This is a genomic window from Paenibacillus sp. LjRoot56 (genome assembly GCF_964253335.1).
Lineage (GTDB): Bacteria > Bacillota > Bacilli > Paenibacillales > NBRC-103111 > Paenibacillus_E > Paenibacillus_E allorhizoplanae.
In genome coordinates, this window is record NZ_CAXURV020000005.1 from 38,360 (window position 1) to 64,752 (window position 26,393).

Sequence of the window (26,393 nt, forward strand, 5' to 3'; positions counted from 1 at the left end):
TTGTTGAAAATGTAGTTATTTTTTCCTAGGACTTCTGGTACAATTTTAGGAAAGAGTCATGATCGTTTAATTTTTAGAATGAGGTGTCGTGTGAGTAGCAGTATTAGTAAAACGTATCGTTCCTTTCTTAATAAAATGACAGAGGATAAGAAGGAATACAGAAAAGTATTTCTGTTATTTGCCTATTTGTTCTTCGTGGTATCGGCATCGACAATCGGACGAACGGCGGCGGATACACTCTTCTTAAGTCGATTCGACAATTCGTATTTGTCTTTGATGTACTTGCCGCAGGCGCTTGTCATGATTACGGCAGGCATCGTGTTCCAACGATTCTCTCCCAGGGTACGCTTAGAAACCCTTCTCAAGCTGATGATTCCGCCTCAGCTTTCGTGCTAATCTCTAGATTCGGTGTAGGACTCGAGCTGCGATGGGTGTTTCCTGTCATTTATATCGGATACGATGTGTTCAATTTTCTGATGATCGTATGCTTCTGGCAGTTCGCAACTTCGGTAATGGACCAACGGAAAGCGAAGCAAATGATCGGGCTCGTAGGCAGTGGGGGGATTATGGGCGGGATTTTGAGCGGTTTCGGCCTCAAGGTTCTTGTTCCACTCGTCGGAACGGCGAATTTAATCTATGTGTATGCCGGACTACAATTACTTGGTCTTGTGGTGGTATTTGTCATCTTGGGCATGACCAAAGATCAGGGTGATTCGAAGCCAGCGCAGGTACGCAAAGCCTCGTCTAAGTCGTCATCTGTGCAGCAAAAAGGTGGCCTTTTCGCGAGTGTGCCGCATCTCAAATATGTCGCAATCTTGGCTGCCGCGCTCGTCGTATCGCTAACCCTCATTGATTATCAGTTCAAGGTCATTCTGCGTGGCACCTTACAAAATGAAGCATTAGCCGGCTTTATGGGAAGCTTCTACGGCTTCTCAGGGTTGATTGCCCTTTGTGTGCAATTGTTCGTGTCAGGGCGTGTGATTACGCGATTCGGTGTGATGACGGCGCTATTAATTTTCCCGATTGCTCTCTTCGCGGGTAGTCTCGGGATTCTGGTATTGCCGGTCCTTGCTATGGCGGTTGTTGTCAAAGGAAGCGACAAAGTCGTTGGTGATACGATCTACTCCTCCGTGAGCCAATTAGTAATGTTCCCCGTTCCTCCGGAATGGCGGAATAAAGCGAAGGGCTTCTTGGACGGGATTGTCCGTAACGGTGCCAAAGGACTTGCAGCCATCTGTCTTCTCCTCGTTACACGATTCGTAGCCCCTGAGAAGTTGAGTTATATCGTGTTAGTTTTGCTCGTTGTGGGGATATTTGCGGGCATCAAGGTAAAGAAAGCGTACTTGACGACGCTCTTGTCCAACCTCAAAACAGGCGGCGACGACCTGCAAAAGGTCGAGCTTAATCTCATGGATTCCGTAACTCGGCAAATCTTGATCGATGCGCTGAATGGTTCGGACAAGCAGCAAGCGCTGTATGCGTTCGGTCTTTTGAAGGAGACAAGCTCATTTGATCTAACCCCTCATTTGGACGGTTTACTGCGTCATGCCATACCCGAAATTCGCTTAGAGGCCTTGGCGTATGTGGAGATGAAGGTACCCGAAGGTTTTGAGCCTGTTTTGCAGGAACTGATCACATCTGAACATGTACAAGTCAGAGCCAAGGCGATTATCGCGCTCTCTGCTTATGCGGAAGAAGATTATGTCGATGAGATTACTGTGCATTTGGAAGATTCTTCTGTCGAGGTTCAAGCAGCAACGATTGCTGGCTTAGTCAAATACTACAGCATTGAAGGCATGTTCCGTGCGGTTGGGAAGCTGAAAGACATGATGGAGAGCGGACACGAAGAGGAACGGATCGCGATGGCCGCGTTATTCGGACAAATCCGTGTGAAAAATTTTTACAAGCCGCTTATCTCCCTTTTGCAGGATAACAGTCCCTTGGTTCGAATTCGCGCTTTGGAGTCTGCTGCTATCCTCCACGTGCCTCCGTTACTAGTACCCATTATAGGTATGTTAAAAGATAGCAAAACCCGGCGCTACGCCATCGACGCGCTCGCCGCATACGATGAAGATGATGTGCTGCCAAAACTGGCGCCTTATTTGGAGCAACAGGAAATTAGTTTGTATTTGCCTGCGGTGTTTGAAAGGATTGCAACCCAACGTGCGATGGACATGTTGTTTGCTTGTTACGAGAAAGCGCCATACGCCTTGCGTGACCGTATCTTAGAGTCATTACAACGCATGAGTAAGCAGTTGCTTCAACCGGATAGCCGCAAGGTGGAGGGCTATATTTTCCAAGAGCTTACGCTGTATGCACAGTTCGCTGAGCATGGTGCATGCGTTGTTGGTGTAGATGACTATGCGGAAATAGAGAAGATGATCGGCGAAATTCGTACGGCCATTACTCGTCGTGTGTTTTTATTGTTGGCGCTTCTGAAAGATGGGCAAACCATGCAGGCCGTGTATCTGGACTGGTCGGAAGGAGATTCGCGTCAGCAGGCTAATGCCGAAGAGGTCATTGATCAGACGCTTCAAGGGACTTTGCGTACAGAAATGGCCAAATTCATGGCAGGCTCTCGCAAGCTGTCCAAGGTAACCGCAAGCAAGGTTGAGCTGAATCTGCATTTGAGCTGGCTAGCTGAGCAAGGTGATGAATGGCTGACTCAAACGATCCAGTACCATACACTTCGGAAGTCGGAGACAGAGGTGAACGTTGAGCTTGCAGATCTCATGCATCGCGTGCAGTTGCTTCGTCGTGTTTCGTTATTCCAGGGACTCACGAGCAGAGACTTATCTGTTATCGCCAAGCGACTGCATAAATTGGCCGTCGAACAAGGCAATACGATCATTAAAGAGGGCGATCCAGGCGACTCCCTTATGTTAGTAGATGAGGGCAGAGCTGGCGTTTATCGCAACAAGAAGCTCCTCGGAGAGCTCAATCTCGGTGATTGCTTCGGTGAGATGGCGATTCTGACGAACAGTGCGCGTACAGCAACGATTAAAGCAGAAGACAACATGGTGCTGTGGCGACTGGACTCATCTGTGTTCTACGATATGATGTTCGATCAGACGAGCATTGCTGTTGAAATGATGAAGCTGCTTTCGCGCAGACTGCGCTCTGAGTTGGAGCGGGGTCAGGGGAAAGGGCAGGCTTCTGTGGTGGAGCAGGGAGAAGAGTTGGCGGGAGATCAAGGTCAAGTGCGAGAGCTAGGACGAGATGGGATTGAAGAGGCTGCGCGGTCAGAGCTTGTTCTTGCTCAGGCGGAGGCTGCCGCAGCGGCATTGCACGAGCCACAGGCTGCGACAGATTTGACGAGGGATGAAGTGATTTTACGTCGGATCCTCGTCTTGCAAAAGATCGACCTCTTCGCCCATCTGGGCCCGAACGACTTCATGTGGTTGGCTCAAATGGTCGAGGAAGTTGCCTATGAGCCTGGTGAAGCGATCTGCCGCGCAGGTGACTTCGGAGATACGATGTATGGCATCATCGAGGGAAGCATCCGCGTCCACCGCGGCAGCGAGGAGTTCGCGCTGTTGGGCGAAGGCGCATTCTTCGGCGAAATGGCCATCATCGACAGCGGCCCTCGATCAGCAGATTGCACAGCGAAGGACCCAGCCGTGCTGCTCCAGCTGCACCGTGATCTCGTGCTGAGCTTCTGCTTCCAGAACATCGACGTACTGCGCAGCATGATGCGCGTCATTGCGGATCGCCTGCGTGGCATGATCTAGCATAGTAAACAGAGAAGGAGTCCAACCCTGGTAAGGGGTTGGACTCCTTTTTGGTAGGAAATCGGGGGAGTGAAGTGACTACTTAGTTTATGGCCAGTACTGAGTTCCCCCTACTCCCGATTACCCATCTAATCAGCGGGTCAAACACGAATAACTGGATTTACTCCAGCTAATTGAGCTCTGTTTCACGCATTTGAAGGATTAGATGTATTTCCTACAGCTAATTTTCAAGGCTTAGCCCGATTCTTCGAAATCGCAACGAATTAGCTGCATGTTTTCCAGTTATTCGTTAGAAACAAGCGAATTCGCGAAAATTAACTGTAGTTTATACAGTTAAAGCGGAGATCAAGTACGTAGGTGCTCACACTCTAACGCCCGAGTCCACCTCAACCACAGAGGCTTTCCACGTGATCGTCTCTTCAATATTAGCTAGTTGGAAACAAACGCAAATAGATCCAAGGTAGCAATAGGAGTTAGTTATGGCTCCTACCGCCGGCGCCGCTCGCGGCGCAGCAAATAAATAAAGTACGGCGTCCCGATGACCGCCGTCATAATCCCCACGGGGACCTCCCGTGGGAGAATTATGACGCGGCCGACTAAGTCGCCGAGCAGCATGAGATCCGCGCCGATCAAAGCGGTGAGCGGGATCAACCACTGGTGCCGGCCGCCGACGAGGCTCCGCGCAATATGGGGCGCGATCAGGCCGATGAAGCCGATCGCCCCGACAGCCGACACGGAGATGGCGGCTAAGCTAACAGCGAGCAGCAGCAGCCAGAAGCGCTGCCGCCCAATCCGTACGCCGAGCGCGGCGGTCATCTCATCGCCAAGCTGAAACACATTCAGCTTGGCGAAGTTCGCCCATACGATGGGCACCAGCACGGCAATCCACGGCAGCAGGCTGTACACGTTGTTCCAGCTGCGGTTCCACAGACTGCCGGACAGCCACAGCAGCGCCGCGTTGATGTCACTGGGATGGCGAACAATCAGATACTGGATGCCAGCCTGAAAAATGGTCCCAATCGCAATGCCCACTAGGGCAAGATGGGAGGGACGCAGGGTTAACCGACGACTTAACAAGAGCAGCAAGAGGAAGGCAGCGAAGGCCCCAATGAAAGCGGCAATCGGTAAGTAATAGCTTGGCAGCTTAGGAAACAAGAAAATGACCCCAGCGGCCATAAAGCCAGCCCCTTTGGTAATCCCGATAACATCGGGGCTCGCCAAGGGGTTTCGAATGACGATTTGGAGAATGACACCGCCAACTGCCAGTCCAAAGCCAGCTAATATAGCAACCAAAATACGGGGCAAGCGCAATTGGTGCACGATAAAATACGAAGGATGCTTCGCATCCGTCAGTGCTGCCCATACGTCGCGATAAGGTATACGAACCGCCCCAACATGCGCATAGATGATGGCTAATACAATCATCAGGACGAAAGCAATGATCAACGATATAACGGGGATCCGTAATGCTTTTAAGGTCATCATTGTGCCCTCCGTTGCTTCAGCGCTAGGTAAATGAAGAACGGAGCGCCAATCAAAGAAGTGACGATCCCAACAGGGGACTCGAACGGAAAGGCAATAAAACGGCTAAGAAAATCAGCATACAACAGCAGAATTCCGCCAAATAAAGCCGTTAACGGTCCGAGAACGACCAAGTTCGTACCTACTAATGCCCGCGCAATATGCGGCACAATCAGACAGACGAAGCCAATGGGACCACATAAGGCTACTGCGGAGCCAGCGAGTACAATGACGAGCAGCACACTGATACCGCGCACGAACGTGATGCGTTGGCCAAGCCCCGTCGCAATCTCATCATCGACAAGCAGCAGTTTGAACGAGGGAAGCATGAACGCAAACAGCAGCATGCCCCCGATAAAAAACGGAAGGATCACGCGGACTTCAGTCCAAGCGGCTTGACTAAGAGAACCTACCAGCCAGAAAATCATGCTGTCTGTCGCATGCTGATTAAGAATAATGACCCCTTCCGTCAATGAGGACAGGAGGAAGTGGATTGTGATGCCAGCTAGCGCAATGTAGACGTATTGTTTGCTGCCCGTTCCAGCGAGTGACCATACCAATAAAGCACCTAGCGCAGCGCCGACAAAGGCAAAAGCAATCAACCCCATGTTGCCGAAATGTGGCAGGAATACAAGTCCAACTACAACCGCTAAAGCACCTCCCGCATTGATGCCAAAAATATGTGGGGAAGCCAGCGGGTTTTTGGTCGTGAGTTGGGTGAGCAGCCCTGCCAACCCAAGCTGCATCCCGACGATGCAAGCCATGATGGCGCGTGGTAACCGCAGCGTTTGGATATACAGATGTGCCTTATCACTACCTTGATAGGTCACAGCTTCGTACAGCGTATGCCATGATACGGGGGATTGGCCCCATTTTAAACTAGATATAATCCCAATTAGTATCGCTATTAGACTCGCAGAAAATAGGAAGAGCAGAGGCCAATTACGGCTCTGCTTCTCAAGGTTAATGGGTTGGTTCATCGAACTATTGCCCCAGATTCTTCACGATATCGTCGAGGATTTTCTCCGACCCGATCATGCCACGGGATAAGGACCAGTCCCTTCTCTCAACAGTGAATACTTTTTTGTTAGCTACAGCATCAATTTTCTGCCACAGCGGGTTCTTTTCCCATTCTTGCACGATCGTTACTTTCTCTGTCGGCATCAAGAAGAGGACTTTTGGATTCGCCTCTACCAACTGTTCCAAGGTAATCTGTGGATAAGCTGTCGCATTTTTAACCGGATCATTGTAACCAAGCATAGAGAGGAAGGATCCACTGTACGCATGATCGGAGTGTGCGAAGAAGCCTTTTGGATTCACAACCGCAGGGAGAACGCTAATGTTCGATGCGGCAAGTTTCTTTTTCATCGCTTCAACTTTAGTTTGGTGCTCAGCTAGGCGCTTTTTGCCTTCTTCAACTTTACCAACGGCTTGTGCGATAATGCCTACGTTCTTCAGCATTTGATTGTAGTCCGCTTGGAAGTCATCCAACACAAGGACAGGTGCAATACCTTTGAGCTGTGGAATCGCGGCTTTATGCTTATTAATATCAACGATAATCAGATCTGGTTTAAGGGATGAAATAAGTTCAATATTAGGCTCGTAGCGTGAACCGACGGATGTGTAAGTTTTCAGCAAAGCTTTTACGGAGTCCATCAAAAGGTCTGGGGAGCTATCGTCCGCAACCCCGATCGGCTGTACGCCAAGAGAGACAAGGATGTCTGTGAAGCCGAATTCCATGGCCACGATACGTTCAGGCTTCTTAGGCAATTCAACCGTGCCTACCGCATCTTGAACGGTTATCTTTCCATCTGCTTTGGCAGCAGGAGCTGGGCTAGCGGCAGCTGGTGTCGTTGTTGCAGCTGATTCGGTATTCGTCGTTTTGCCACAAGCAGCAAGGCTTAGTGCAAAAACGCTGATCAGTGCGATAAGGCTAATACGAGTAAAAAGGGATCTCATTCTGTATTCCTCCGTGACAATGATTATTATTCTCAATGAGTATGATACCGAATAATGGAGGGATAGAACATGTCCAATATGCAGATTAGACATGTCTCAATATTAGATTTTAGGGTGGCTAGTCATATATTCGGAGGGTGTATAGCCCGTCTTTTTCTTAAATACCTTGCTAAAATGGAAGTAATCGATGAATCCAACGCGGCTTGCAATCTCTTTGGCCAGCAGATCTGTTTGCAGGAACATGATCTTGGCTTTCTCAATACGCAAGGCATACAGGTAGCTCATCAGTGTTGTTCCCGTCATCTTTTTAAACAAAACCGTAAAATACCCCACGCTCATTCTCGCACGACGGGCTAGCATAGGCAAAGTAAGCTCAAGCATGTAATGCTCGTTGATATAAGAGATCGTACCCTCGATCGATTCGGAAGCTGACTTTTTCTCATGGGTCAAATCGGATTCGTGCAGATAGATAAATAGAATGCGCTCTAACATCATTCTCATTCGCATGATATGTGTCGTGTCTTCCCAGACAGTCAAAGGATCATGGTCCTGCGTTCTCCGGATAATTTCATCGAGCATATAGTGGATCTTGATTTCACTTAAGGTGGTGAGGTGTCCATGCAAAGTCCAATGGTGATCCTCAGGCAGCATCGTATAGGTGATGATAACGTAATCGACGATCTTCGTTCTAGGTACTTGTCACCTTGATCGGGATGACAGGCATACGCTTGCGAGCAAATGATGGGTTCATGGCCGGCGAAGTGTAGTGTGAGGTGACCTTGGCGGACGATAACAAGTTGATATTTGCTAGGTGAACTTGTAATGGCTAAGGTGGAAGAAGCCACCTGAATATGATCAATTAGCGGAATAAGCGGGATCATTTGATGGAAATTCACAGCACATGAACTCCTTTCTAAGCAGCGTAGGTCGTAGTCTCATAGTGACATAAAAGCCCGACAGCAACAAGCCTTCGCTGACAAAAAAAGCACCCCAACTGGGGTGCTGCGTGCGATTACATCGCATACACACTCTTACTAATGATTTCCGGTAACTCAGCACGCTGGGCTAGATATTGCTCAGGTGTGATGCTGCCATTAAACAGTCGCAACTGCAGTTGCTCCGTTAGCTCGGCTAACTGGAGTTCAATGACCTTCTGTACATCAACCTGGTTAGCTTTTGCGATATCGGCTAATGAAAATCCGTTAACCTGTGCTGTATAAATGTCTTCCTCGGACGATAGCTTTAGGACATGCAGCAAATCTTCTTTGATTGGTTTAGGATCTCGTCTACGAATATGAATCTCCACCCCTACAGATCATGTACTCTATTGTATTCAGATGAAAGCCAAGTGGAATGGGGGGATATCACAGAATTCGGAGGAGGCGAAATATAATGTTAGGATTCAATGAGGTGGCTTACACATAATCTCCTGCCGTGGTGTGGCATATTAGTAACAGGTCCTGTTGGCAGTAACTCGCCACAACTCATCACACAAGGCAAGGAGTGCATGACATCCATATGAAAATCTTGCGCATTCTTCTATTTTCCCTAGCTCTTATGGCGGGGCAAATGACCATGGTCTCAGCGGATGGAACCTATCATTTTGGTTTCAAAAAGAGTGTCAACGGCCAACCGCCATCGATTGATGAAGAGGGATTCAAGGGCCTCTTGAAGCAGCGCGGCGCTGTTTTTACTGGCGATCAGTCACAAAAGGAATTGTACTTAACCTTCGATAATGGGTATGAACAAGGCTACACAGGTCGAATTCTGGATGTGCTCAAAGAGAAACAAGTGCCGGCTATATTTTTCGTGACTGGCCACTATATTCGAACAGAACCAGAGTTGTTGAAACGTATGGCAGCCGAGGGGCATCTGATTGGCAACCATTCATGGAGCCATCCCGATATGAGTAGGATTCCGGCGGAGCGCATTCAGAAAGAGCTGAACCAAGTGAAAGACGAAGTCGCCGCGGTGACGGGACAAAAGGAAATGCACTATCTGCGCGCGCCGCGGGGCATATTCAATGACCGCTCGCTGGCTGTTAGCCAAGGACTGAACTACACGAATGTGTTCTGGTCCGTTGCGTATCGCGATTGGGAACCCAAGCATCAGAAGGGCTGGGAGTATGCCTATAAAAATGTGATGGCCCAACTACACCCAGGCGCCGTTATCCTGTTGCACTCCGTGTCCAGCGACAATACGGAAGCGCTGGGTAAAATCATTGACGCTGCGCGGGCGCAGGGCTACCAGTTCAAAAGCCTGGACGAGATGAAGCTTCGCACCCCGTAATAGGACAGAGAAACCCCCTTAGCTGTTGTAGCTAAGGGGGTTTTTGGTGTTTAGTAGGGGGTGAGGGGGTCCCACCCCGCCAGATGTTGCGCCATCCGAATGCGGCGCCACTCCTACCAAGCGTCCGCCTAACGATTAACTGGATTTTATACAGTTATGTTCGTGGATATAGCTCGAATTTTCCAAATAGATGGATTTCATGTAGCTAAATAACGTCATATTTCCGGATAAGCTGAAATCGGATCGAAATAACTTGGAAAAGCCTCAAATTAACTACCTATTTTACAGTTATTTCAGTCCGATGGTATCCGCTGCACAGGACGCCGTTCGGTTTCCGGCTATATTCACCCGACAGCATCAGTACCGCCTGACGCGCCGAATTTCACATACGTCACACTAAGCCAGAACTAGGTTGTCTTAGTCAAATCGGCAAGATTATTTTCAATTTTTGCTTCGGATTTCTTTTGTTCCAACCAGGTTTGGGAAAGTGTTGAGATCTTTTGATCGACTAACGACTGTTTAATTGTAGCGGTTTTGTCTGCAAGCGTTGGTGTTGAAGCAGCTTTATGATCCGTTACTTTAATAACATCGTAACCTGTTGCTGTTTGTACCGCAGCGCTAAGACCGCCTGTTTCCAAAGCAAATGCCGCGGCTTCAAACGCCGGATCTCCTTGTCCTGCAGAGATATAGCCTAGATCTCCGCCTTTATCCTTGGTAGCTGCATCGGTGGAACTTTCCTTCGCAAGTGTGGCGAAATCACCGCCGCTTTTCAACTTCGCTATAATGGCATTGGCCTCAGCTTCCGTCGCTACAGAGATATGAGAAGCTTTCACTTGTGCAGGTACTTTTAAGGATTCTAAATTTTCATCATAATATTTTTTGATTTCATCGTCAGTGACTGTAACTTGTGGCTCCAAAATCTTTTTCAACGTTACTTGCGATTGCATGTTTTTCTTCAAATCGTCCAGAGTCATGCCGTAGTTGGCAAGCGCTTGGTTGAATTCATCTTCAGAGCCATACGTAGCTTTAATCGTTTGAATCTCGTTCGTCACATCGGCATCCGTGATCTGGATTCCTGCTTTCTTACTCTCTTGGCTGATAAGCTCTTCCGTGATCATCGAGTCTAACGTTTGTGCTCCGCCACTTGCTACCAACGCGTTATATAGCTTCGTCGTGCTAATTTCAACTCCATTGACCTTGGCAACAGCTTTCTCATCATTATTTTTGGAAACGGGTGGGAAAACCGAAGCATAAGCGATCAAGATGACCAAAAGGGCGGATGATGTCCATATCCAAGTGCGATTATTTTTTGAATTCATGTATATACTTCCTCTCGTGATGTGACTGTTGGTGTCGTTCTCGTTCTGAAACCCATTATGCCTGATCAAGCTGAAGGAAGTATGAGTGGAAGCTGAACGTGAGCTTAATACAAGTTAGGTGTGTATTATTATATTGTACACAATTTAATTGTTGACAAAATAAAAGACAATTGATATGATTCATCCATAAGGTTTGTTACAAATTAAATTGTAAGCAATATTAATTCGTGACATCAGCACTACGGTAATATAAAAGGAGGAATCCCTATGCATCACAAAGCGATCATTATCGGTACAGGACCTGCGGGACTAACTGCAGCCATTTACTTAGCACGAGCGAACATCTCACCACTTGTTATTGAGGGTATACAGCCAGGTGGTCAACTGACCACAACAACAGAAGTCGACAATTTTCCGGGTTTCCCAGATGGGATCACAGGACCTGAGTTAATGGATAATATGCGGAAACAAGCGCTTCGCTTCGGGGCAACGATTCAGTCGGGACGCGTAACGGAGGTTGATTTCTCTAAACGTCCATTTACCTTATTTCTCGAGGATGGTGGGCGATTGACTGCGGACTCACTGATTATTTCAACAGGTGCCACAGCTAAGAAATTAGGGATACCTGGCGAAGCCGACAATATTGGCAAAGGGGTAAGTACCTGCGCAACGTGTGACGGATTTTTCTTCCGGAACAAAAAAATCATCGTCATCGGCGGCGGTGACACGGCAATGGAGGAGGCACAGTTTCTAACTCGATTCGCTTCCGAAGTGCGTGTTGTCCATCGTAGAGATGATCTCAAAGCTTCAAAAATCATGCAGGATCACGCTCGCGGCAACAGCAAAGTAGCTTGGAGCTTGAATCGTACACCACTTGAAGTGGTGGCAGGGCCGATGGGTGTGACAGGACTGAAAGTCCACAATAACGCTACAGGTGAAGAAGAGTTATTGGAGGCGGATGGGATTTTTCTAGCGATCGGACATACGCCGAATACTGGTTTCTTAGGTGGGCAGCTACCAACCGATGAGCTAGGTTACTTGCAAGTGATTCCAGGTACGTCCCAAACATCGATCCCAGGGGTGTTCGCTTGCGGCGATGTACAAGATCGGATCTATCGCCAAGCGATTACTTCAGCTGGAAGTGGCTGTATGGCCGCGCTTGATGCTGAACGTTTTATTTCTGAGCATGCTTCACAAGAACAAGAACTAGCACTTCAAGGAGGAATGAGCAATGTCCGTTAATCATATATCTGATGCTACTTTTCAAAATGAAACAGGTACCGGTACCGTCCTCGTCGATTTCTGGGCGCCATGGTGCGGCCCTTGTAAAATGATCGCTCCAATCCTAGATGAACTCTCAGCCGAACTCGGTGACACTGCGAAAATTGTTAAAATCAACGTCGATGATAACCCAGAGTCCGCTGCAAAGTACAACGTGATGAGCATCCCGACCTTGCTTGTTTTCAAGGATGGGCAAGTGGTTGATCAGTTAGTTGGTTTGCAGAGCAAAGAGAAGTTGAAAGCTGTTATTGCAGCGGTTTAAGTTAAACCGAAGCACCACGAAAAACATACCATTCACATAACCCTTAGGAGGATTACGATATGACACAGACAAACCTAGAAGAACGCACAGGCATCGCTACCCTTGGCGGCAATCCAATCACTTTACTGGGACCAGAAATCAAAGTAGGGGATCAAGCACCAGATTTTAAAGTGAATAAGGATCTAATGACCGAAGTCAGCCTGGCGGATTATGCGGGCAAAGTGAAGCTCATTTCTGTTGTGCCATCTGTCGATACAGGGACATGTGACGCTCAGACGCGCCGCTTTAATGTGGAAGCCGACAAACTTGGTGACGACGTCGTCATTCTGACGATTTCGGTGGATCTGCCTTTTGCACAAAGCCGTTTCTGCGGTGCTGCTGGTATTGATAAAGTCGTCACTTTGTCCGACTACAAAAACCGTTCATTCGGTCAAGCATACGGCGTGCTTATCAAAGAGATCCAGTTGGATCAGCGTGCGATCTTCATCGTGGATGCGAATGATACGGTTCGCTATGTGGAGTATTTGACTGAAATGAGTCACCATCCGGATTATGAGGCGGCTTTGGAGGCATTGAGAACGTTAGTATAAAATGTCGATATGAAAGAAAAGAGCAGTCATCCCTTGTGGGATGGCTGCTCTTTGGTATGAAGAGAGAATATTGTAGATTGTACAACAATTTATAGTTTGAAGGTTCATGTAGCAGGGTAATGTTGTATGCCTTACAACATTAATGCTCGATTTTGCCGGAAATGGCACAAATCCAAGAACTATGTTGTATGTGATACAACATTTAGCCCGAAATGACACAAATCCAAGCATAACGTTGTAGTTTCTACAACATCCGAGTCGAAAGAGGAAGATCATAGGAGAGCTACCGCCGCGCCAGCGCGATCTCGCGGCTGCCCTTGACCATGCCCGCGCCGCAGAGCGGGCACGCCTTCGCCGCCAGTCGTGCCTCCTGCGGCGAAGAGATCCGCGACCAGGCTTTGCAGCCGGCCGCGCCACACAACCACGCCGCGACCCGCTCGGTCGCGGTCGCAGCAGCCCCAGCCACGGCTCCGCCGGTGGCTGACCGCCCGCCAGTCGCGGCTCCGCCAGCGACTGTAGAACGACCGGCCGCCGCTCCGCCAGCGGCCGTAAACCCGCCAGCCGGCTTGCTGCGGCTGGTTACAACGCCTGCGTCCGCGCCAGGGAACGCGGACAGCAAGAAGCGGGAAGGCTCCGCCTTCTTCCCGCGGTAGAACGCCGGCGAGCTGATCAGCAGCTCGCCTTTGGCCCTTGTCACGGCGACATAAGCCAGTCGCCGTTCTTCCTCGAGCGCAGCGGTTCCCTTGTCGCGCCCCGCTACGCCTGCCATTTTGACATCGTCCAAATGGCTTGCATCGAGTGCCGAGGAATGCGGCATATTGCCTTCAATCGCACAGAGCAGGTACACGATCGGGAACTCGAGTCCCTTCGATTTATGAATCGTCATCAGCGAGATTTTATCCGCGAATTGTTCTTTGCTTTGCATTCGCATTTCCGTGCGTTTTTCGGCCACTTCATGGATAAAATAAAGGAACTGCTCGACCGTATTGAACCTCTTGGCGGAGGATTCAAGCTCATCCAGCGTTTCCTTCAGCATTTCACGATGTTGTGTAAGCTTGCTGCGCTTATTCGTCTCCAGGAACGTATCGTAGAAATCTTTGCGAATCGTCTGAATGGCTGCGAGTGGCGTCATCTCCACGAGAGATTTGATCAAACGAATGCGGGCTTTCAGCTTTTCTTTCTGAAATTCTTTTAACTGTGGAAGCCCCAGCAGATGGATTAAAGGCCACTTTTTCGCCTGAATCGCTTCTTGATCTTGAATAATACGCATGCCTTGGTCTCGTCCAATATATAATGAGGGGAGGACCCCTTCGATGGCTTCGAAATTCCGACGCTCATGGGCAATCCGTAAATGGTCAATAATCGGCTTAACCATCCACTGCTCGTAGAACGAATCATTGGTGCCATAATCCACGAAAGGGAGGTTATGCAGAATGAGTTGCTCAATAATAGCCCGACTGTTGCTCGCTGTTCGATACAGAATCGCGAAATCCCCATACTGGCTGCCACCCTCAGCGACTTTAAGCCGAATATCGTCGATTAACCAATCCGCCTCGTCATCACTATTCGCTGGTTTCACATAATGGGGTTTTTGGGTACTTTCTTTAGTGGCTAGTAGTGTTTTGGATTTACGCTGCACGTTATGCTTAATGATCGCATTGCCTAAGCCAACAATACTTGACGTAGACCGATAGTTGATATCCAACGTAACGGTTGTTGCCGTAGGGTACTGCTCATGGAATTGCAAAATAAATTCATTTCTCGCCCCATTAAACGAATATATCGTCTGGTCATCGTCACCGACAACCATCAGATTCTGATGAGCTGCCGCAATCATTTTAATAATTTCATACTGAACCGTATTCGTATCTTGGAATTCATCGACGCTGATGTATGTGAATTTCCGCTGCATGGAGCGCAAAATTTCAGCATTGTGGAGGAGCAGTTGGTACGCTTTGATCAAAATATCATCGAAATCGATCTTCTGTTGCTCCATTTTCCATTGTTCATACTGTAAGAAAATCTTCTTAACTTCCTGTTCTTCTTCCGTGCCTTCGGGGAGATCTTCAACCTCCATGAGCTGCATCTTATAGGAGGAAAGCAGGGAAATAAGCACCTCAGGCTGATATGTATCCTGCAAGCCCATGCTCAGCATGATCCGCTTGAATACAATTTGCTGAAAGCGGCCATCACTTAGAATTTCTTGCTGCAGCCCGTTCATTCGTAGAAGTCGCAGGCAAAAAGCATGAAACGTCCGCACCTGCATCACATTAGCCATACTCGCATGCAAACCTGGCAGCGTTGTGAGACGTTCGCGCATTTCTTCGGCAGCTTTCTTAGAAAACGTAATAAGCAGCAGATTCGCAGGCTGTACCTGATGGACGCGGAGCAAGTAAGCGACACGGCATACCAACACCGTCGTCTTCCCGGAACCTGCGCCAGCTAACGTGAGCAGCGGACCTTTAAAATGTCGGACTGCCTTGATTTGAGCTTCATTGAGCAGAATACCGTGCTCCTCCAAATCGCGGAAGAAGTAACTATCCGAATCGCTATCGGGTACGAGCTTGGTGCTATTGGTAAGAAGCGCCATTTGGGCATGTGGGATTGGTCGCTCTGTGGTTGGTTTAAAGCCTAACGGCGTTGTATACATAGGAATGGAATTCATGTGACCACCTGTTTCATAAACATTGTTACTTGCAAGACTGAACCACCTATTCTACCACAAATATGGCCGTAAGAAAGGAAAAATAGACGTATGGTTAAATCTTACGCGAAATTGTTGTGGGGGCAGTTCAATGAACACGATGCTACCGGGCTGGCCGCGCAGTGCGCTTACTATTTTCTGCTTTCCCTTTTTCCATTGCTGCTGTTCGTGATGAGTTTACTCGGCTACTTGCCGTTCTCCTCTGACGATGTCATCGGTTTGATTCGGGAGTACATTCCGGGTGCTGTGGCGGGGTGGCTCGAAGAAACGCTCAGTAATCTACTCAATGTCAAAAGAGGCGGCACACTCTCCTTCGGATTAATCTTAGCCTTAGTGAGTGCCAGCGCGGCGATGAACGCCATTGTCCGAGCAGTCAACAAAGCGTACGGATTGCCAGCACGTAAAAGCTTCATTCACTCTCGCTTTTTAGCTATCATGCTCACGTTAGGTATGTTAATCGTGATCATTTCGGCGCTGCTGCTCAGCGTATTCGGTCACTGGATTGGAGATTGGTTGGCGGAGCACGTTCACGTGGCGTCTGCCCATATTGAGCTGTGGAATCATCTTCGCTGGATTATTAACTTTGTCATCATTTTTGCCGTATTCATCGGCATTTACTATATCGCACCCAACACCTGTTTAACGTGTAAAAGCGTGCTGCCAGGCGCCTTATTCGCCGCCATCGGTTGGCAAGGTACGTCGTTGGCGTTCTCCTTCTATGTCAACAGCTTCACCAACTACAGCGCGACGTATGGCAGTATTGGCGGGATCATCGTGTTGATGACCTGGTTCTACATCTCAGCGCTCATTATCATTATCGGCGGCGAAATTAACGCTTTACGCCATGTGAAAAATATACACAAGGCCAATGCAGCCCTTGATACGACGGAAAAGAACCGTTTCTGAGAACATCAGAATCGGTTCTTTTTGTGTAATCCTGTTTAGGTCGGTCTGCGAACTCACCAGCTCAGCACCCCACCCTCCAACCGCTTAACGCCGCGGATTTTACCAAGCTGTTCTGCAAGTCGGAACAGAGCCAAATCCTTCACCTTCGCTTCAATCATGACGTCGATGCGGGAGAGATCGATCTCTTTGCAGCTTTTTAGAAAAGCCGTAAGCATCTCTGGCTCGATGTAATCCGCGTGGGAGCGAAATTCCTTCTCGCTCTTGGGCGAGGAAACGTGGATCTTCATCGGCAGTTCTCCCCATGTCTGGGCAATCTGGGGGAGTAGCTCGATGGGGGAAACTGCTGACGGATTGCACCAGTCGTGGTGCAAATCCAACATGCATGGCCGCTGTAGCTTCTGGCTCACGGCGAGTGTTTCTTCGAGCGTGTACGTTTTGTCATCGTTCTCAAAGGTGAGCCGCCGCATCGCAGACTCGGGCACCTTCGGCGCATTGTCGAAAAGCTTCTGCGTCGCGGACTCCTTATCGCCATACACACCGCCGACATGGATGTTAATGATCGCGGCCTCGTCCAGCTCCATGCCATCCAGAATAGCAGCATGATAATTCAAATCCTCGATCGCCGCAGCAACGACCTTATCGTTTCCGTTGAGCAGCGTGAATTGATTGGGATGCATGCTGAGCCTGATATCGTGCGCCTTTGCGAAGTCACCGAGCTTGCGAAGCTCGTCTGCATATTCTCCGGCAACATCAATCTGCACATCGGGATGTGTCGCCAAGGGGATTAGTGCGGACGATAGTCGAAACAAACGAATGCCGTGAGCGGCATTATAATAGAGAATTCGTTGCGTAGCTTGGAGGTTTTTGCGGCCAATTTCAATGGCACGCTGCATGGCCTCATCGCGCGGTCGCTCTGAGAATAGCTTGTACGTGAATGTCGAGCTAGGTGTGTTGTTGAAAATGGCCATTGCAGTAGAAACGAATCCAAGTCGAATAATCACGTGCGTGCGTCCTCCGTTGCTCGAAAGTTAATGTTACTCTAGTGTACCCCTTTTTCTAGCTCGCTTTCTCACAAATTTTCATCTTGGTGGCAGGGGGACACAAACAACCTCCTACTCCACAACACAGGTACAATCTAAAAATCCTCCCACTCCACAGGACAAGGGTGGAAGGGAGGATTAATGGTCTGAGCTACACAGGCAGTTTAACTGTAAAAAATACAGCTAATTGACTGATATTGCTCCGAAAATTGCGGTTAAATGGAAAAAGTCCATCTATTTCTCGATGTTTCGCCGATTTCCTCGTAATTTCTCGAAATTAACGGGAGTTTTTCCTGTTATTTCGCTTCACCATCCGTTATCACAGAAATTAGATGGAGGTTTTCCATCTAATCGTTCCGTGAGGCGTCTGGGTAGCGGTGGTTACAGCAAGAAATTAGTTAATTGCGGTGGTTTGGTATGATACCCCTAAACGCGCTCAACTTTCAACAGGTTGGTCGTACCGGACTTCCCAACTGGAATACCTGCGGAGACGACGGTGAGGTCGCCTTTCTTCACATAACCTAGCGTCTCAGCTTGGTTGATCGCGGAGCGAATCATTGCGTCCGTCGATTCGCAGAACTCGCCAAGAACAGGGATGACACCCTGCACCATGCTCAATTGGCTAATCGCGTGCTGGCTGTTCGTTACCGCGATGATTGGTGCTTCTGGGCGGTATTTTGCGATCATCCGCGCCGTGAAGCCTGTCTCTGTCGGTGTTAGAATCGCCGCAGCATGCAGCTTGTTCGCGGAGGATACAACCGCTTGGCACAACACTTCGGTGATCTCGTTGTTGGATTGCAGCTGTGCGTCAACCAAGGAGCTGCGCACCATGGTTTGCTCGACGCGCTCAGCAATGGTCGCCATCATCGTCACGGACTCGATCGGATATTTACCAGCGGCTGTCTCACCAGAGAGCATCACAACGTCACTGCCGTCAAGCACGGCATTGGCTACGTCACTCACTTCAGCGCGAGTCGGACGCGGGTTACGCTGCATGGAATCCAGCATTTGCGTAGCTGTGATAACTGGCTTGCCAGCTAAGTTACAAGCGCGAATCATATCTTTTTGTGCAATCGGAACTTCCTCAGTCGGAATTTCAACCCCAAGGTCACCACGGGCTACCATGATGCCATCGGATGCTTCCAAAATGGAAGCAAAGTTCGTCATGCCCTCTTCATTCTCGATTTTGGAGATGATTGGTGTTAAGCCAGCGCCGTGCTGCTCCAAAAGTGCGCGAACCTCACGAACATCGTTTCCGTTACGAACGAAGGACATTGCGACGATCGAAATATTTTCCTCAACGCCGAATTTGATGTGCATAACATCGCGCTCTGTCACACCTGGCAAGGATGTGCGTACGCCTGGTAAGTTAACACCTTTGCGCTGCTTCAACTGAGCAGGGTTCAAGACGCTGCAAGTCACTTCTGTGCCGTCGATCATTTCAACACGCAATTCAATGGAGCCATCGTCGATCAATACAAGATTGCCCGGCTTCACATCCTGCGGCAAGCCTGGGTAGTTCACGGATACACGGCTGGAGTCGCCGATAATTTGTTCAGTCGTTAAGACGATGCGATCGCCCGTTTGCAAGTCATAGGAAGCATCTTTCAATTGACCGATGCGGATTTCGGGGCCTTTGATATCCATAAGAATCGGGATAATAACACCCATTTCTTGCGCAGCTTGGCGTACACGCTGAATACGACCGCGGTGCTCATCCAAATCGCCATGTGCCATATTTAAACGCGCGACGCTCATGCCGGCGCGAATTAATTCTTTCAGGGTGGAGACGGAATCGCACGCAGGACCCATCGTACAAATGATTTTCGTTTTACGCATTATGAAGGACTTCCTTTCGAATGTAAGAGATTAGTTGGCTTCATTATATGCCTTATGCATGCGATTTTCTATGAACTATAGTATGATATATGTAATATAGTATGATAAAAGAGGCGAGACTCCTATGCAGCTAACTGGTTTTCATTATGATAAAAGCAGTACATGGAACGAGGAACAGCCCAATAAGCATCTGGATTGGACGCTTATATTCGTGATCTACGGCCGTTGTGTGTACTGGATCAATGAGAAGAAACAAGTGCTAGAGAAAGGGCAATGGTTACTGATCCCGAGCGAAACTCCCTTCTATGGCCGTAGTGTGCCAACGAAAATCCATGAGAAATTTGTGCTGCAATTTGATGCACAAGCAGCACAGGACATCTTTCCGCTACTCCAACAGCCATCCCACACGACACGTCTAACCGGCAAATTCGACATCATCGCAGATCGACTGCGCTTGATTCATCGCGGCTGGCAAGACAAACAGCCCTATTACATGGCGCTATGTGATGCGCACCTGCAAGAGCTGTTTGTGTATCTTCAGCGGGAGTGGGATCAGGCAGCCACATCCTCGGTAACCGCACTTCTCGTGGAGCAAATGAAAGGCTATATCCAGAATCATTATCGCGAGCATGTCACCAAGGATGAGTTAGGCACCTGTATCTCCCGCTCGCCGAATTATGCAGCGTCGCTTTTTCGCCAAGTCACGGGTCAAACGATCAGCGAATTCGTTCACGTTACTAGAATCAAAACAGCCGTATACATGCTGCGTCATTCTGCCCTGACCGTCACCGAAATTGCCGAGTTTATCGGCTATAATGATCCGTCTTATTTTTATCGCGTATTCCGAAGAATGACAGGGTTAGTACCAACTGAACTAGTTTCAGATCGTGAAACCATTCGCAAATAATTACATCGTTCCGCCGCCGAGTCGTATGTTAGCAGGAATTTGTTCAGGACCTTTGTTGATATAGTCGTGAATGAATGTACCGACACTAGCTTCATCGAATTTGGCGAGTGACATTGTTTTCGTCCAAGCCGTAACCACGACCTCTTGATCAGCAGGAACATCCACATTCGGAACTGCGAGAACACCAGCACCAGCTGTCTTGAAGTGGGTCAAGTAGTCAAGTCGATCTTTCAGCTCCTTCGGTGCATCGGGATGGTAATGGATGATGATATCGCCGTGCTCCAAGTTGTGGACAAGCATCTCGTACCCAGGTCTCTCCTTGTAGAAACCGAATTTCAAATCATGAGGGCTGTGCGTACCTGAAGTAGGGATTTTCATCTCATACATCAGGGTGCCATCTTTGTGATCGCGTCCGTAATCCTTATCGGTTGTGACCTGAATGTTGGCATGGAAATTAAGCTTATCTAGGCTGTATTTGCCTGCGGAGCTTTGAATGAGTGAAGTACCAACACTGCCGAGAGCGATAATGAGCAGGGCATGTGAGAGAAGGAGCCATGTTTTATGTTTCTTTTTCAGGGCTTGCTTTTCAGCCTTTTTCAACCGTGAGGTGTTGTCTTTGTTTATTCTTGCTGCGAGTACATAACCAATGATAGCTGCAATGAATAGAGCTAGTCCGATATAGAGCAATATGGTCATCATTTCAATCCCTTTCTGCATCGTGGAATCATCCACCCTGAATAAGTTCCTTTGTTGAAAAATAATGAGGACACTACAAATTGTAGTTTTTCTAAGGGGTGGAAGTCAACTTCTAATGTTATCCTGATTTTGGCATGGAAAATAGAGGGTTTGGAGCGCTACTTGTTGAAAGCTGTAGAGAAATGTCTGATTATGTAGAAAGTCATTTAGGGGGAGTCACGATGACGGATCAACTGCTCGAATTAAACAGAAGGAATAGCTTAATGGTTAAGCTTTTATGGGCGTGTCTTGCACTTGGAGTCGCGGCTGCGTATACATCTGCATCTATGATGATAACCCTTTCTTCGGTCGGCGTACCGATTGCCATTGTATGCACGATTTTAACTTGGAAGAAGATTGCTATTCCGTATACGAAGTATGTAATTGCGGTTGGGCTTAGTGCGATTTCTTATTTTTTCATGTCACATAGTGCCTCTTTGTTTGGTTTATTTATTTTGTACTTAAGCTTAGCGCTCATTTCTTTATACATGGACTACAAGCCGCTCGTGCTCAATGGTGTGCTAGGGCTGATTAATATGAATGTGTATATAACGACGCTTACTCCACATGTGGATCCGATTGGGGTTAATGCTTTTTATCTGCTCACGATCATGACACTCATCGGTCAAAGTCAGATTGGTAGGAGAATGTTAACGAATGTTGCCAGAAGTGCGAAGGAATCGGAGATCGCAAAGATTAAAACGGATGAAGTGCTGTCAGGTGTTCGTAATACGACAGAGGTACTGGGTACATCTAGTGGAAACCTGCAAGAGAATGCTGCAGTAACAGGTAGAATTACGGAGGAAGTCGTTGCTGCTTTTCAGGAGATTACGATTGGTATTGAATCACAAGCCTCCAGCATTAACGATATTACATCCGCTATTCAGAATGTGAATGAGACTGTGGAGCAGACCACTACGGCATCGAATACGATGAGCAGCAGATCACGGGATACAGCGAGAATGACGAACGAAGGCAAGACCCAGATGGAAGATTTGTCGCTCAAAATCAATGATATCACCGTCATCGTCACTGAGACCTCCGACATCATGAATGAAGTGAATGAAGAAAACGTGAAGATTGGGAATATCGTTTCCACGATCGCAGATATTGCGAACCAGACGAATCTATTGTCGCTGAATGCTTCGATCGAAGCTGCTCGTGCAGGTGAACATGGCAAGGGGTTCTCCGTTGTAGCAAACGAAATTCGGAAGCTGGCGCAGAATGCACACATCGCATCGACGGATATTTCGGAAATTCTTGGTTCCATTCAGGCCAAAGTTGTGACGGCCGTAGAGAAGGTTGCCGTTGGCATTACTGCTGTAGAGTCAGGTAAGAAATCGACAGATAGCGTTAATCAATTGTTCGAGGTCATCAACACGAATACAGCGGAAGTGATGGAGCAGGCGTCGCACTTGCAACGTATGAATCAACAATTGCAGATCTCATCGCAGCGGGTAGCGGAAGAGATGACATCCGTTGCAGCGATTACCGAGGAGTCTGCAGCATCCGTTCAAGAAGTGCTAGCTAGCGCGGAAGTACAGCAGCATCGGGTGCAGAATATCGTAGACAGCATCCGTCAATTAAACGGATTGACACAGGATCTGAAGCATCTGATCGAGAAATAAACATCCAACGCGACCCTTTGGGAAAAAAAGGATTGCCAAAGAGCGGCTAATCCGCTACAGTTAAGCCAAATGAATAGCAACACGGGTGCTTGATGAAGTCAGGCTGAGATAGTGGCCCTATGCCACTGACCGTTAATCTGATCTGGATAATGCCAGCGTAGAGACCTGATGTGCTTTTTTTATGCACAAATGTTCAAGCCTGCCGGTATTCCGGTAGGCTTTTTTTGTTCTTAAGGGGCAAAAGAGACCATGTATCCAAGGTTGGCGTGTTCGCCTATCTCATTGACAAATATGATTAGGAAAAAGGAGTCGAGAAGCAGATGGCGCAAAAGGAAGCAAGCAAAAAAGGGTTGAAGCTGACAGATATTTTGATCACCATTGTCATTTCAGCCGTGTTTGGTGTGATTTATCGAATTTGGGGACCGATTTATGATCTCATGAAGCCGCTAGGCTTACATGCAGAGCAGCTGAGTTATGGTATGTGGTTCATGGCGGCAACTTTCGCGTTCCTAGTAATCCGCAAACCAGGTGTTGCCCTGTTGGCTGAGGTGGCGGCTGCAACGATTGAGGCCTTGTATGGCGGTCATTGGGGCGTGTCGACGCTCGTCTTTGGATTATTGCAAGGACTTGGTGCTGAGCTGGTGTTCGCGGCTTTCCGCTATCGTCGCACCAATGTGGGAGTAACGATTCTTGCTGCCTTCGCTTCCGCCATTATGTCCATCTTTGTGGATACGTACTATGGCTATATCGATCAGCTGGCATTCTGGAATTATCTATTATTCATTGGTTTAAGATTACTGGGCAGTGCTTTGATTGCGGGTGTATTCGCCTATTATTTGACGGGTGCCTTATCCCGCACGGGTGTACTGAATCTGATTCGTCCTGTTTCCAAAAAAGATTACGACGTATTGGGGTAACGAGATGAGCGAAGGAATGAGCGTTACAAATCTGCGGTTAAAATATCCCGGCGATGACGCCCCCCTGATCTTTCAGGGGGTTTCCTTTTCCATCGAGCGGGGTGAGAAGGTACTGCTGTTGGGACCTAGCGGCTGTGGTAAATCGACCCTGCTTCAGGTACTGAGCGGAATTGTCCCGGACATGATTGAGCTTCCGCTCAAAGCAGATGAGATTCGAAGGCCTAGCCGGTGGGGATATGTGTTTCAAGATCCGGATACACAGTTCTGTATGCCTTATATCGACGAAGAGATCGCGTTCGTGTTGGAAAATCAGGAAGTGCCGCGGGAAGATATGCCTGCGCGAATTCGGCATTATTTGGATTTGGTTGGGTTGCATGTGCCTGATGCGCATACGTTGATTAGTACGCTGTCCCAAGGGATGAAGCAGAGGCTAGCGATTGCAAGTGTGCTGGCGCTTGAGCCAGAGGTGCTCTTTCTCGATGAGCCCACGGCGCTGTTGGATGATGAGGGCACGAAGCAGGTTTGGGACACGATTCGAGCCATTAGCGGGGACAAAACTCTCCTCATCGTCGAGCACAAAATTAGCGGCATGCTGGATTTGCTCGATCGATTGATCATTCTGACACCGGAAGGTAAGGTGTTGGCCGATGGACCGCCGCTTGCCATGTTTGAGGCTTACAAAGAGCAAATGAGGGAATACGGGATCTGGTATCCCGAGGTGTGGGAGGATTACGCCAAGGAGAATCCGCAGGCGAATGTGAAGGCAGAGGACCAAGGGAACATGCAGCGCACCAATGTAGGGCCGCTAGTACCCGTTATGACCTTCCATGATTTCGTCGGTGTTCGCGGCGGGCAGATTAGGACCTCTGTGGATAACTTTAGCGTCTATTCAGGTGATTGGATCACCGTTGTGGGTGCCAACGGTGCCGGCAAAAGCTCGCTTCTCCTCGCGATCATGCGGCTCATCCCAACCCGCGGAAGCTGTCTGATCGCGGGCGTAAAGGGCAACAAAGTCGAGTATCTTGCGGAGCAGGTCGGCTTTGTGTTCCAGAACCCGGAGTTCCAGTTCGTCACGAACTCCGTGGAGGAAGAGCTGACCTATGGCTTGCCAGAGGGTCAGCCGAAGAACGGGCAGTGGGCAGCTGCTGAGCTGCTGCTCCGGGAATACGACCTGCTCGCGCTGCGCGAGCGGCACCCGTTCCAGCTCTCGCTGGGCCAGAAGCGCAGGCTCAGCGTTGCGTCCGCGATGGTTCGCGGGCCACGCATCCTGCTGCTGGATGAGCCCACCTTCGGGCTCGATGCGCGCGGCACGCTGCGCATGCTTGAGCAGCTGGAGCGGCTGCGCGCCAGCGGGACTGTGATCGTGATGGTGACGCACGATCACGAGATCGTCCAGCGCTGGGCGACCCGCGTCTGGCAGGTTGAGGCAGGGCACGTGACGGAAGTCGCGCACATTGTTCCGTCATCAGTCCCAGGAGGTGAGCCGCTCGTATGCAAATAACGTTCCCCTTTCGTGAAACGTGGCTGCATCGGGTGAATCCCGGTGTGAAGCTTGGCTTATCGATTCTGCTATTCATCATTGTCGTCTTCACCCATAATCTCAACATGATGCTGTTCCTGACGTTAGGCGCGTTGCTTCCGCTAGCGCTATTATCTGGACATCCGACGAAGAGATTGTTGCTATATGCGTCGCCATTTCTGTTAATTTTCGTGTCTTCCACAGCAGGGATGATGATGTTCGGTATCGGAGAGACAGAATGGTTTCATCTCGGGATTATTCGAATTACCGAGGAAAGCTTCTACCGCGGGATCCATCTTGGCTTACGCGGCGTCCAAGTTGCCTCCGTTGGCTTGCTGTTCAGCTTGACCACACGGCCTGTCGCTTTGTTCTACGCGATGATGCAGCAGTGGAAGGTCGCGCCGAAGTACGCGTACAGCTTCCTGGCAGCGCTGCGCATGCTGCCTGTCATCCTCGAGGAGCTGCAGACGCTTCGCTATGCGCTCAAGGTTAGGGGCAAACGTCAGCAGCGGAATCCGCTGACTTCGTGGTACACTACGATGCGGATGATCGCTATACCGCTGTTGGCTCAAAGCATTCGCCGTGCCCATCGGACGGCGGTGGCGATGGAAGCGAAGCGTTTTTCGATGAGCCGTAAACGAACGTATTATTATGTATCTTCTTACTCGATGTTAGATGTATATTACAGCCTTTATTGGGGCGTGCTCATAGCAGCATCCTATTGGCTCGCGGTTACGTGGCCGCTACTAAACAGTGTAGATGTGCGTTAAAAAGAAGAGCAACCCAACTCCTGGTACGGGAAGGGTTGCTCTTTTGCTCATTCGCCCCATTTGAGCATGAGTGTGACTCGGCAGCATGGATTGCCAGTGATGCGGGGACCAACCACGAATTGTATGGCACTGGGGGAGTAGCTAGTTTCAATGTTGGAATCACTACCGAAGGTTTTAACGATGCGATCGACTTCTTTTTGGTTGCCACTCTGGGCATTCGTCATTAATTGCTGGGCGATTGCCGGGTCTGTGAGCTTTTTGACGACGATAGAGGCTTCCTTTAACAGATGTTCAGAGGTAACAACGGAGTTAGACAGCATTTTGGTATCAACTGGGGGGAAGTTACGGTCCCACGCCCAGTAAGGTGCATAGTGGTAGGGATGAGGAGGATACAGATGATACTGAGCTGGAGGATAAGGGTAAAAGGTTGGGTCGTTGTACATCGAGACCGACCCCTTTCTGTAAAATGATGAGCA

The 26,393-nt window shown here is 48.9% G+C and carries 24 protein-coding genes and 1 riboswitch; of the genes, 12 read left to right on the forward strand and 12 right to left on the reverse strand.

Annotated elements, in window-relative coordinates; genetic code table 11:
• The first annotated feature begins 90 nt into the window (after positions 1-90).
• The gene (locus ACSQ8O_RS32130) at positions 91-396 is read left to right on the forward strand and encodes a hypothetical protein (RefSeq protein WP_436245015.1); all 306 of its coding nucleotides are present in this window, start codon (positions 91-93) and stop codon (positions 394-396) included.
• Positions 390-3,731, forward strand: a complete 3,342-nt coding sequence (locus ACSQ8O_RS32135; protein ID WP_436245016.1) for an Npt1/Npt2 family nucleotide transporter — start codon at positions 390-392, stop codon at positions 3,729-3,731. Before ACSQ8O_RS32130 ends, ACSQ8O_RS32135 begins: the two co-directional genes overlap by 7 nt.
• A gap of 486 nt (positions 3,732-4,217) precedes the next feature.
• Here ACSQ8O_RS32135 and ACSQ8O_RS32140 read toward each other — a convergent pair whose 3' ends face one another.
• The 6 genes from ACSQ8O_RS32140 to ACSQ8O_RS32165 all read right to left on the reverse strand — a co-directional run bounded on the left by ACSQ8O_RS32140 (position 4,218) and on the right by ACSQ8O_RS32165 (position 8,517).
• Positions 4,218-5,216: a FecCD family ABC transporter permease gene (locus ACSQ8O_RS32140; protein WP_436245017.1), complete on the reverse strand. Its 999-nt coding sequence runs from the start codon at positions 5,214-5,216 to the stop codon at positions 4,218-4,220.
• Complete coding sequence (locus ACSQ8O_RS32145) at positions 5,213-6,232, reverse strand: FecCD family ABC transporter permease (protein ID WP_436245018.1); 1,020 nt, start codon at positions 6,230-6,232, stop codon at positions 5,213-5,215. Before ACSQ8O_RS32145 ends, ACSQ8O_RS32140 begins: the two co-directional genes overlap by 4 nt.
• 4 nt (positions 6,233-6,236) lie before the next feature.
• A complete protein-coding gene (locus ACSQ8O_RS32150) occupies positions 6,237-7,211 on the reverse strand; it encodes an ABC transporter substrate-binding protein (RefSeq protein WP_436245019.1) in 975 nt (324 codons plus the stop codon).
• A 102-nt stretch (positions 7,212-7,313) separates the two neighbouring features.
• Positions 7,314-7,712 carry a helix-turn-helix domain-containing protein gene (locus ACSQ8O_RS32155; protein ID WP_436245020.1) on the reverse strand — a complete coding sequence of 133 codons (399 nt, stop codon included), beginning with the start codon at positions 7,710-7,712 and terminating at the stop codon, positions 7,314-7,316.
• Positions 7,713-7,810: 98 nt separating this feature from the next.
• Positions 7,811-8,107 (reverse strand): hypothetical protein, encoded by a 297-nt coding sequence (locus ACSQ8O_RS32160; protein WP_436245021.1) that lies wholly within the window; start codon positions 8,105-8,107, stop codon positions 7,811-7,813.
• 116 nt (positions 8,108-8,223) lie between these two features.
• Positions 8,224-8,517, reverse strand: a complete 294-nt coding sequence (locus ACSQ8O_RS32165) for a hypothetical protein (RefSeq protein ID WP_056611039.1) — start codon at positions 8,515-8,517, stop codon at positions 8,224-8,226.
• A 212-nt stretch (positions 8,518-8,729) separates the two neighbouring features.
• On the opposite strand from ACSQ8O_RS32165, the gene pdaA reads away from it, so the two are divergent.
• Entirely contained in the window at positions 8,730-9,500 is a 771-nt protein-coding gene (gene pdaA, locus ACSQ8O_RS32170; protein WP_436245022.1) for a delta-lactam-biosynthetic de-N-acetylase, read from the forward strand.
• Between the two features lie 407 nt (positions 9,501-9,907).
• Here the strand turns inward: pdaA and ACSQ8O_RS32175 are convergent, their stop codons facing one another.
• Entirely contained in the window at positions 9,908-10,819 is a 912-nt protein-coding gene (locus ACSQ8O_RS32175) for a peptidylprolyl isomerase (protein WP_436245023.1), read from the reverse strand.
• 267 nt (positions 10,820-11,086) lie between these two features.
• Between ACSQ8O_RS32175 and trxB the strand changes: the two genes are divergently transcribed.
• Genes trxB through tpx form a run of 3 tightly spaced genes read left to right on the forward strand, consistent with a single transcriptional unit; the run spans position 11,087 to position 12,952 of the window.
• On the forward strand, positions 11,087-12,061 hold the full coding sequence (gene trxB, locus ACSQ8O_RS32180; RefSeq protein ID WP_436245024.1) for a thioredoxin-disulfide reductase: 975 nt from the start codon (positions 11,087-11,089) through the stop codon (positions 12,059-12,061).
• Positions 12,051-12,362, forward strand: coding sequence for a thioredoxin (gene trxA, locus ACSQ8O_RS32185; RefSeq protein WP_436245025.1), 312 nt, complete (start codon positions 12,051-12,053; stop codon positions 12,360-12,362). The genes trxB and trxA overlap by 11 nt, the downstream gene beginning before the upstream one ends.
• Positions 12,363-12,421: 59 nt before the next feature.
• On the forward strand, positions 12,422-12,952 hold the full coding sequence (gene tpx / locus ACSQ8O_RS32190; RefSeq protein ID WP_436245026.1) for a thiol peroxidase: 531 nt from the start codon (positions 12,422-12,424) through the stop codon (positions 12,950-12,952).
• A gap of 283 nt (positions 12,953-13,235) precedes the next feature.
• On the opposite strand, the gene ACSQ8O_RS32195 is transcribed toward tpx, so the two are convergent.
• On the reverse strand, positions 13,236-15,617 hold the full coding sequence (locus ACSQ8O_RS32195) for a UvrD-helicase domain-containing protein (protein WP_436245027.1): 2,382 nt from the start codon (positions 15,615-15,617) through the stop codon (positions 13,236-13,238).
• 90 nt (positions 15,618-15,707) lie between these two features.
• Here ACSQ8O_RS32195 and ACSQ8O_RS32200 point away from each other — a divergent pair, with 90 nt between their 5' ends.
• Positions 15,708-16,562, forward strand: coding sequence for a YihY/virulence factor BrkB family protein (locus tag ACSQ8O_RS32200; protein ID WP_056611019.1), 855 nt, complete (start codon positions 15,708-15,710; stop codon positions 16,560-16,562).
• A 53-nt stretch (positions 16,563-16,615) separates the two neighbouring features.
• Here the strand turns inward: ACSQ8O_RS32200 and uvsE are convergent, their stop codons facing one another.
• Both uvsE and pyk read right to left on the reverse strand, forming a co-directional pair.
• Entirely contained in the window at positions 16,616-17,563 is a 948-nt protein-coding gene (gene uvsE, locus ACSQ8O_RS32205) for a UV DNA damage repair endonuclease UvsE (RefSeq protein WP_436245028.1), read from the reverse strand.
• Positions 17,564-18,028: 465 nt separating this feature from the next.
• Positions 18,029-19,441, reverse strand: coding sequence for a pyruvate kinase (gene pyk, locus ACSQ8O_RS32210; protein ID WP_436245029.1), 1,413 nt, complete (start codon positions 19,439-19,441; stop codon positions 18,029-18,031).
• A gap of 124 nt (positions 19,442-19,565) precedes the next feature.
• Between pyk and ACSQ8O_RS32215 the strand changes: the two genes are divergently transcribed.
• Positions 19,566-20,348, forward strand: a complete 783-nt coding sequence (locus ACSQ8O_RS32215) for an AraC family transcriptional regulator (RefSeq protein ID WP_436245030.1) — start codon at positions 19,566-19,568, stop codon at positions 20,346-20,348.
• On the opposite strand, the gene ACSQ8O_RS32220 is transcribed toward ACSQ8O_RS32215, so the two are convergent.
• Complete coding sequence (locus ACSQ8O_RS32220; RefSeq protein ID WP_056611008.1) at positions 20,349-21,065, reverse strand: DUF3105 domain-containing protein; 717 nt, start codon at positions 21,063-21,065, stop codon at positions 20,349-20,351.
• 200 nt (positions 21,066-21,265) lie between these two features.
• Between ACSQ8O_RS32220 and ACSQ8O_RS32225 the strand changes: the two genes are divergently transcribed.
• The 4 genes from ACSQ8O_RS32225 to ACSQ8O_RS32240 all read left to right on the forward strand — a co-directional run bounded on the left by ACSQ8O_RS32225 (position 21,266) and on the right by ACSQ8O_RS32240 (position 25,917).
• On the forward strand, positions 21,266-22,711 hold the full coding sequence (locus tag ACSQ8O_RS32225) for a methyl-accepting chemotaxis protein (RefSeq protein ID WP_436245031.1): 1,446 nt from the start codon (positions 21,266-21,268) through the stop codon (positions 22,709-22,711).
• 71 nt (positions 22,712-22,782) lie between these two features.
• Positions 22,783-22,892, forward strand: a riboswitch (TPP riboswitch).
• Positions 22,893-23,031: 139 nt separating this feature from the next.
• Positions 23,032-23,628 carry an ECF transporter S component gene (locus ACSQ8O_RS32230; protein WP_436245032.1) on the forward strand — a complete coding sequence of 199 codons (597 nt, stop codon included), beginning with the start codon at positions 23,032-23,034 and terminating at the stop codon, positions 23,626-23,628.
• Between the two features lie 4 nt (positions 23,629-23,632).
• Complete coding sequence (locus ACSQ8O_RS32235) at positions 23,633-25,129, forward strand: ABC transporter ATP-binding protein (protein WP_436245033.1); 1,497 nt, start codon at positions 23,633-23,635, stop codon at positions 25,127-25,129.
• Positions 25,120-25,917, forward strand: coding sequence for an energy-coupling factor transporter transmembrane component T family protein (locus tag ACSQ8O_RS32240; RefSeq protein ID WP_436245034.1), 798 nt, complete (start codon positions 25,120-25,122; stop codon positions 25,915-25,917). Before ACSQ8O_RS32235 ends, ACSQ8O_RS32240 begins: the two co-directional genes overlap by 10 nt.
• 47 nt (positions 25,918-25,964) lie before the next feature.
• Here ACSQ8O_RS32240 and ACSQ8O_RS32245 read toward each other — a convergent pair whose 3' ends face one another.
• Complete coding sequence (locus ACSQ8O_RS32245) at positions 25,965-26,360, reverse strand: hypothetical protein (RefSeq protein WP_056610990.1); 396 nt, start codon at positions 26,358-26,360, stop codon at positions 25,965-25,967.
• Positions 26,361-26,393 lie beyond the last annotated feature (33 nt).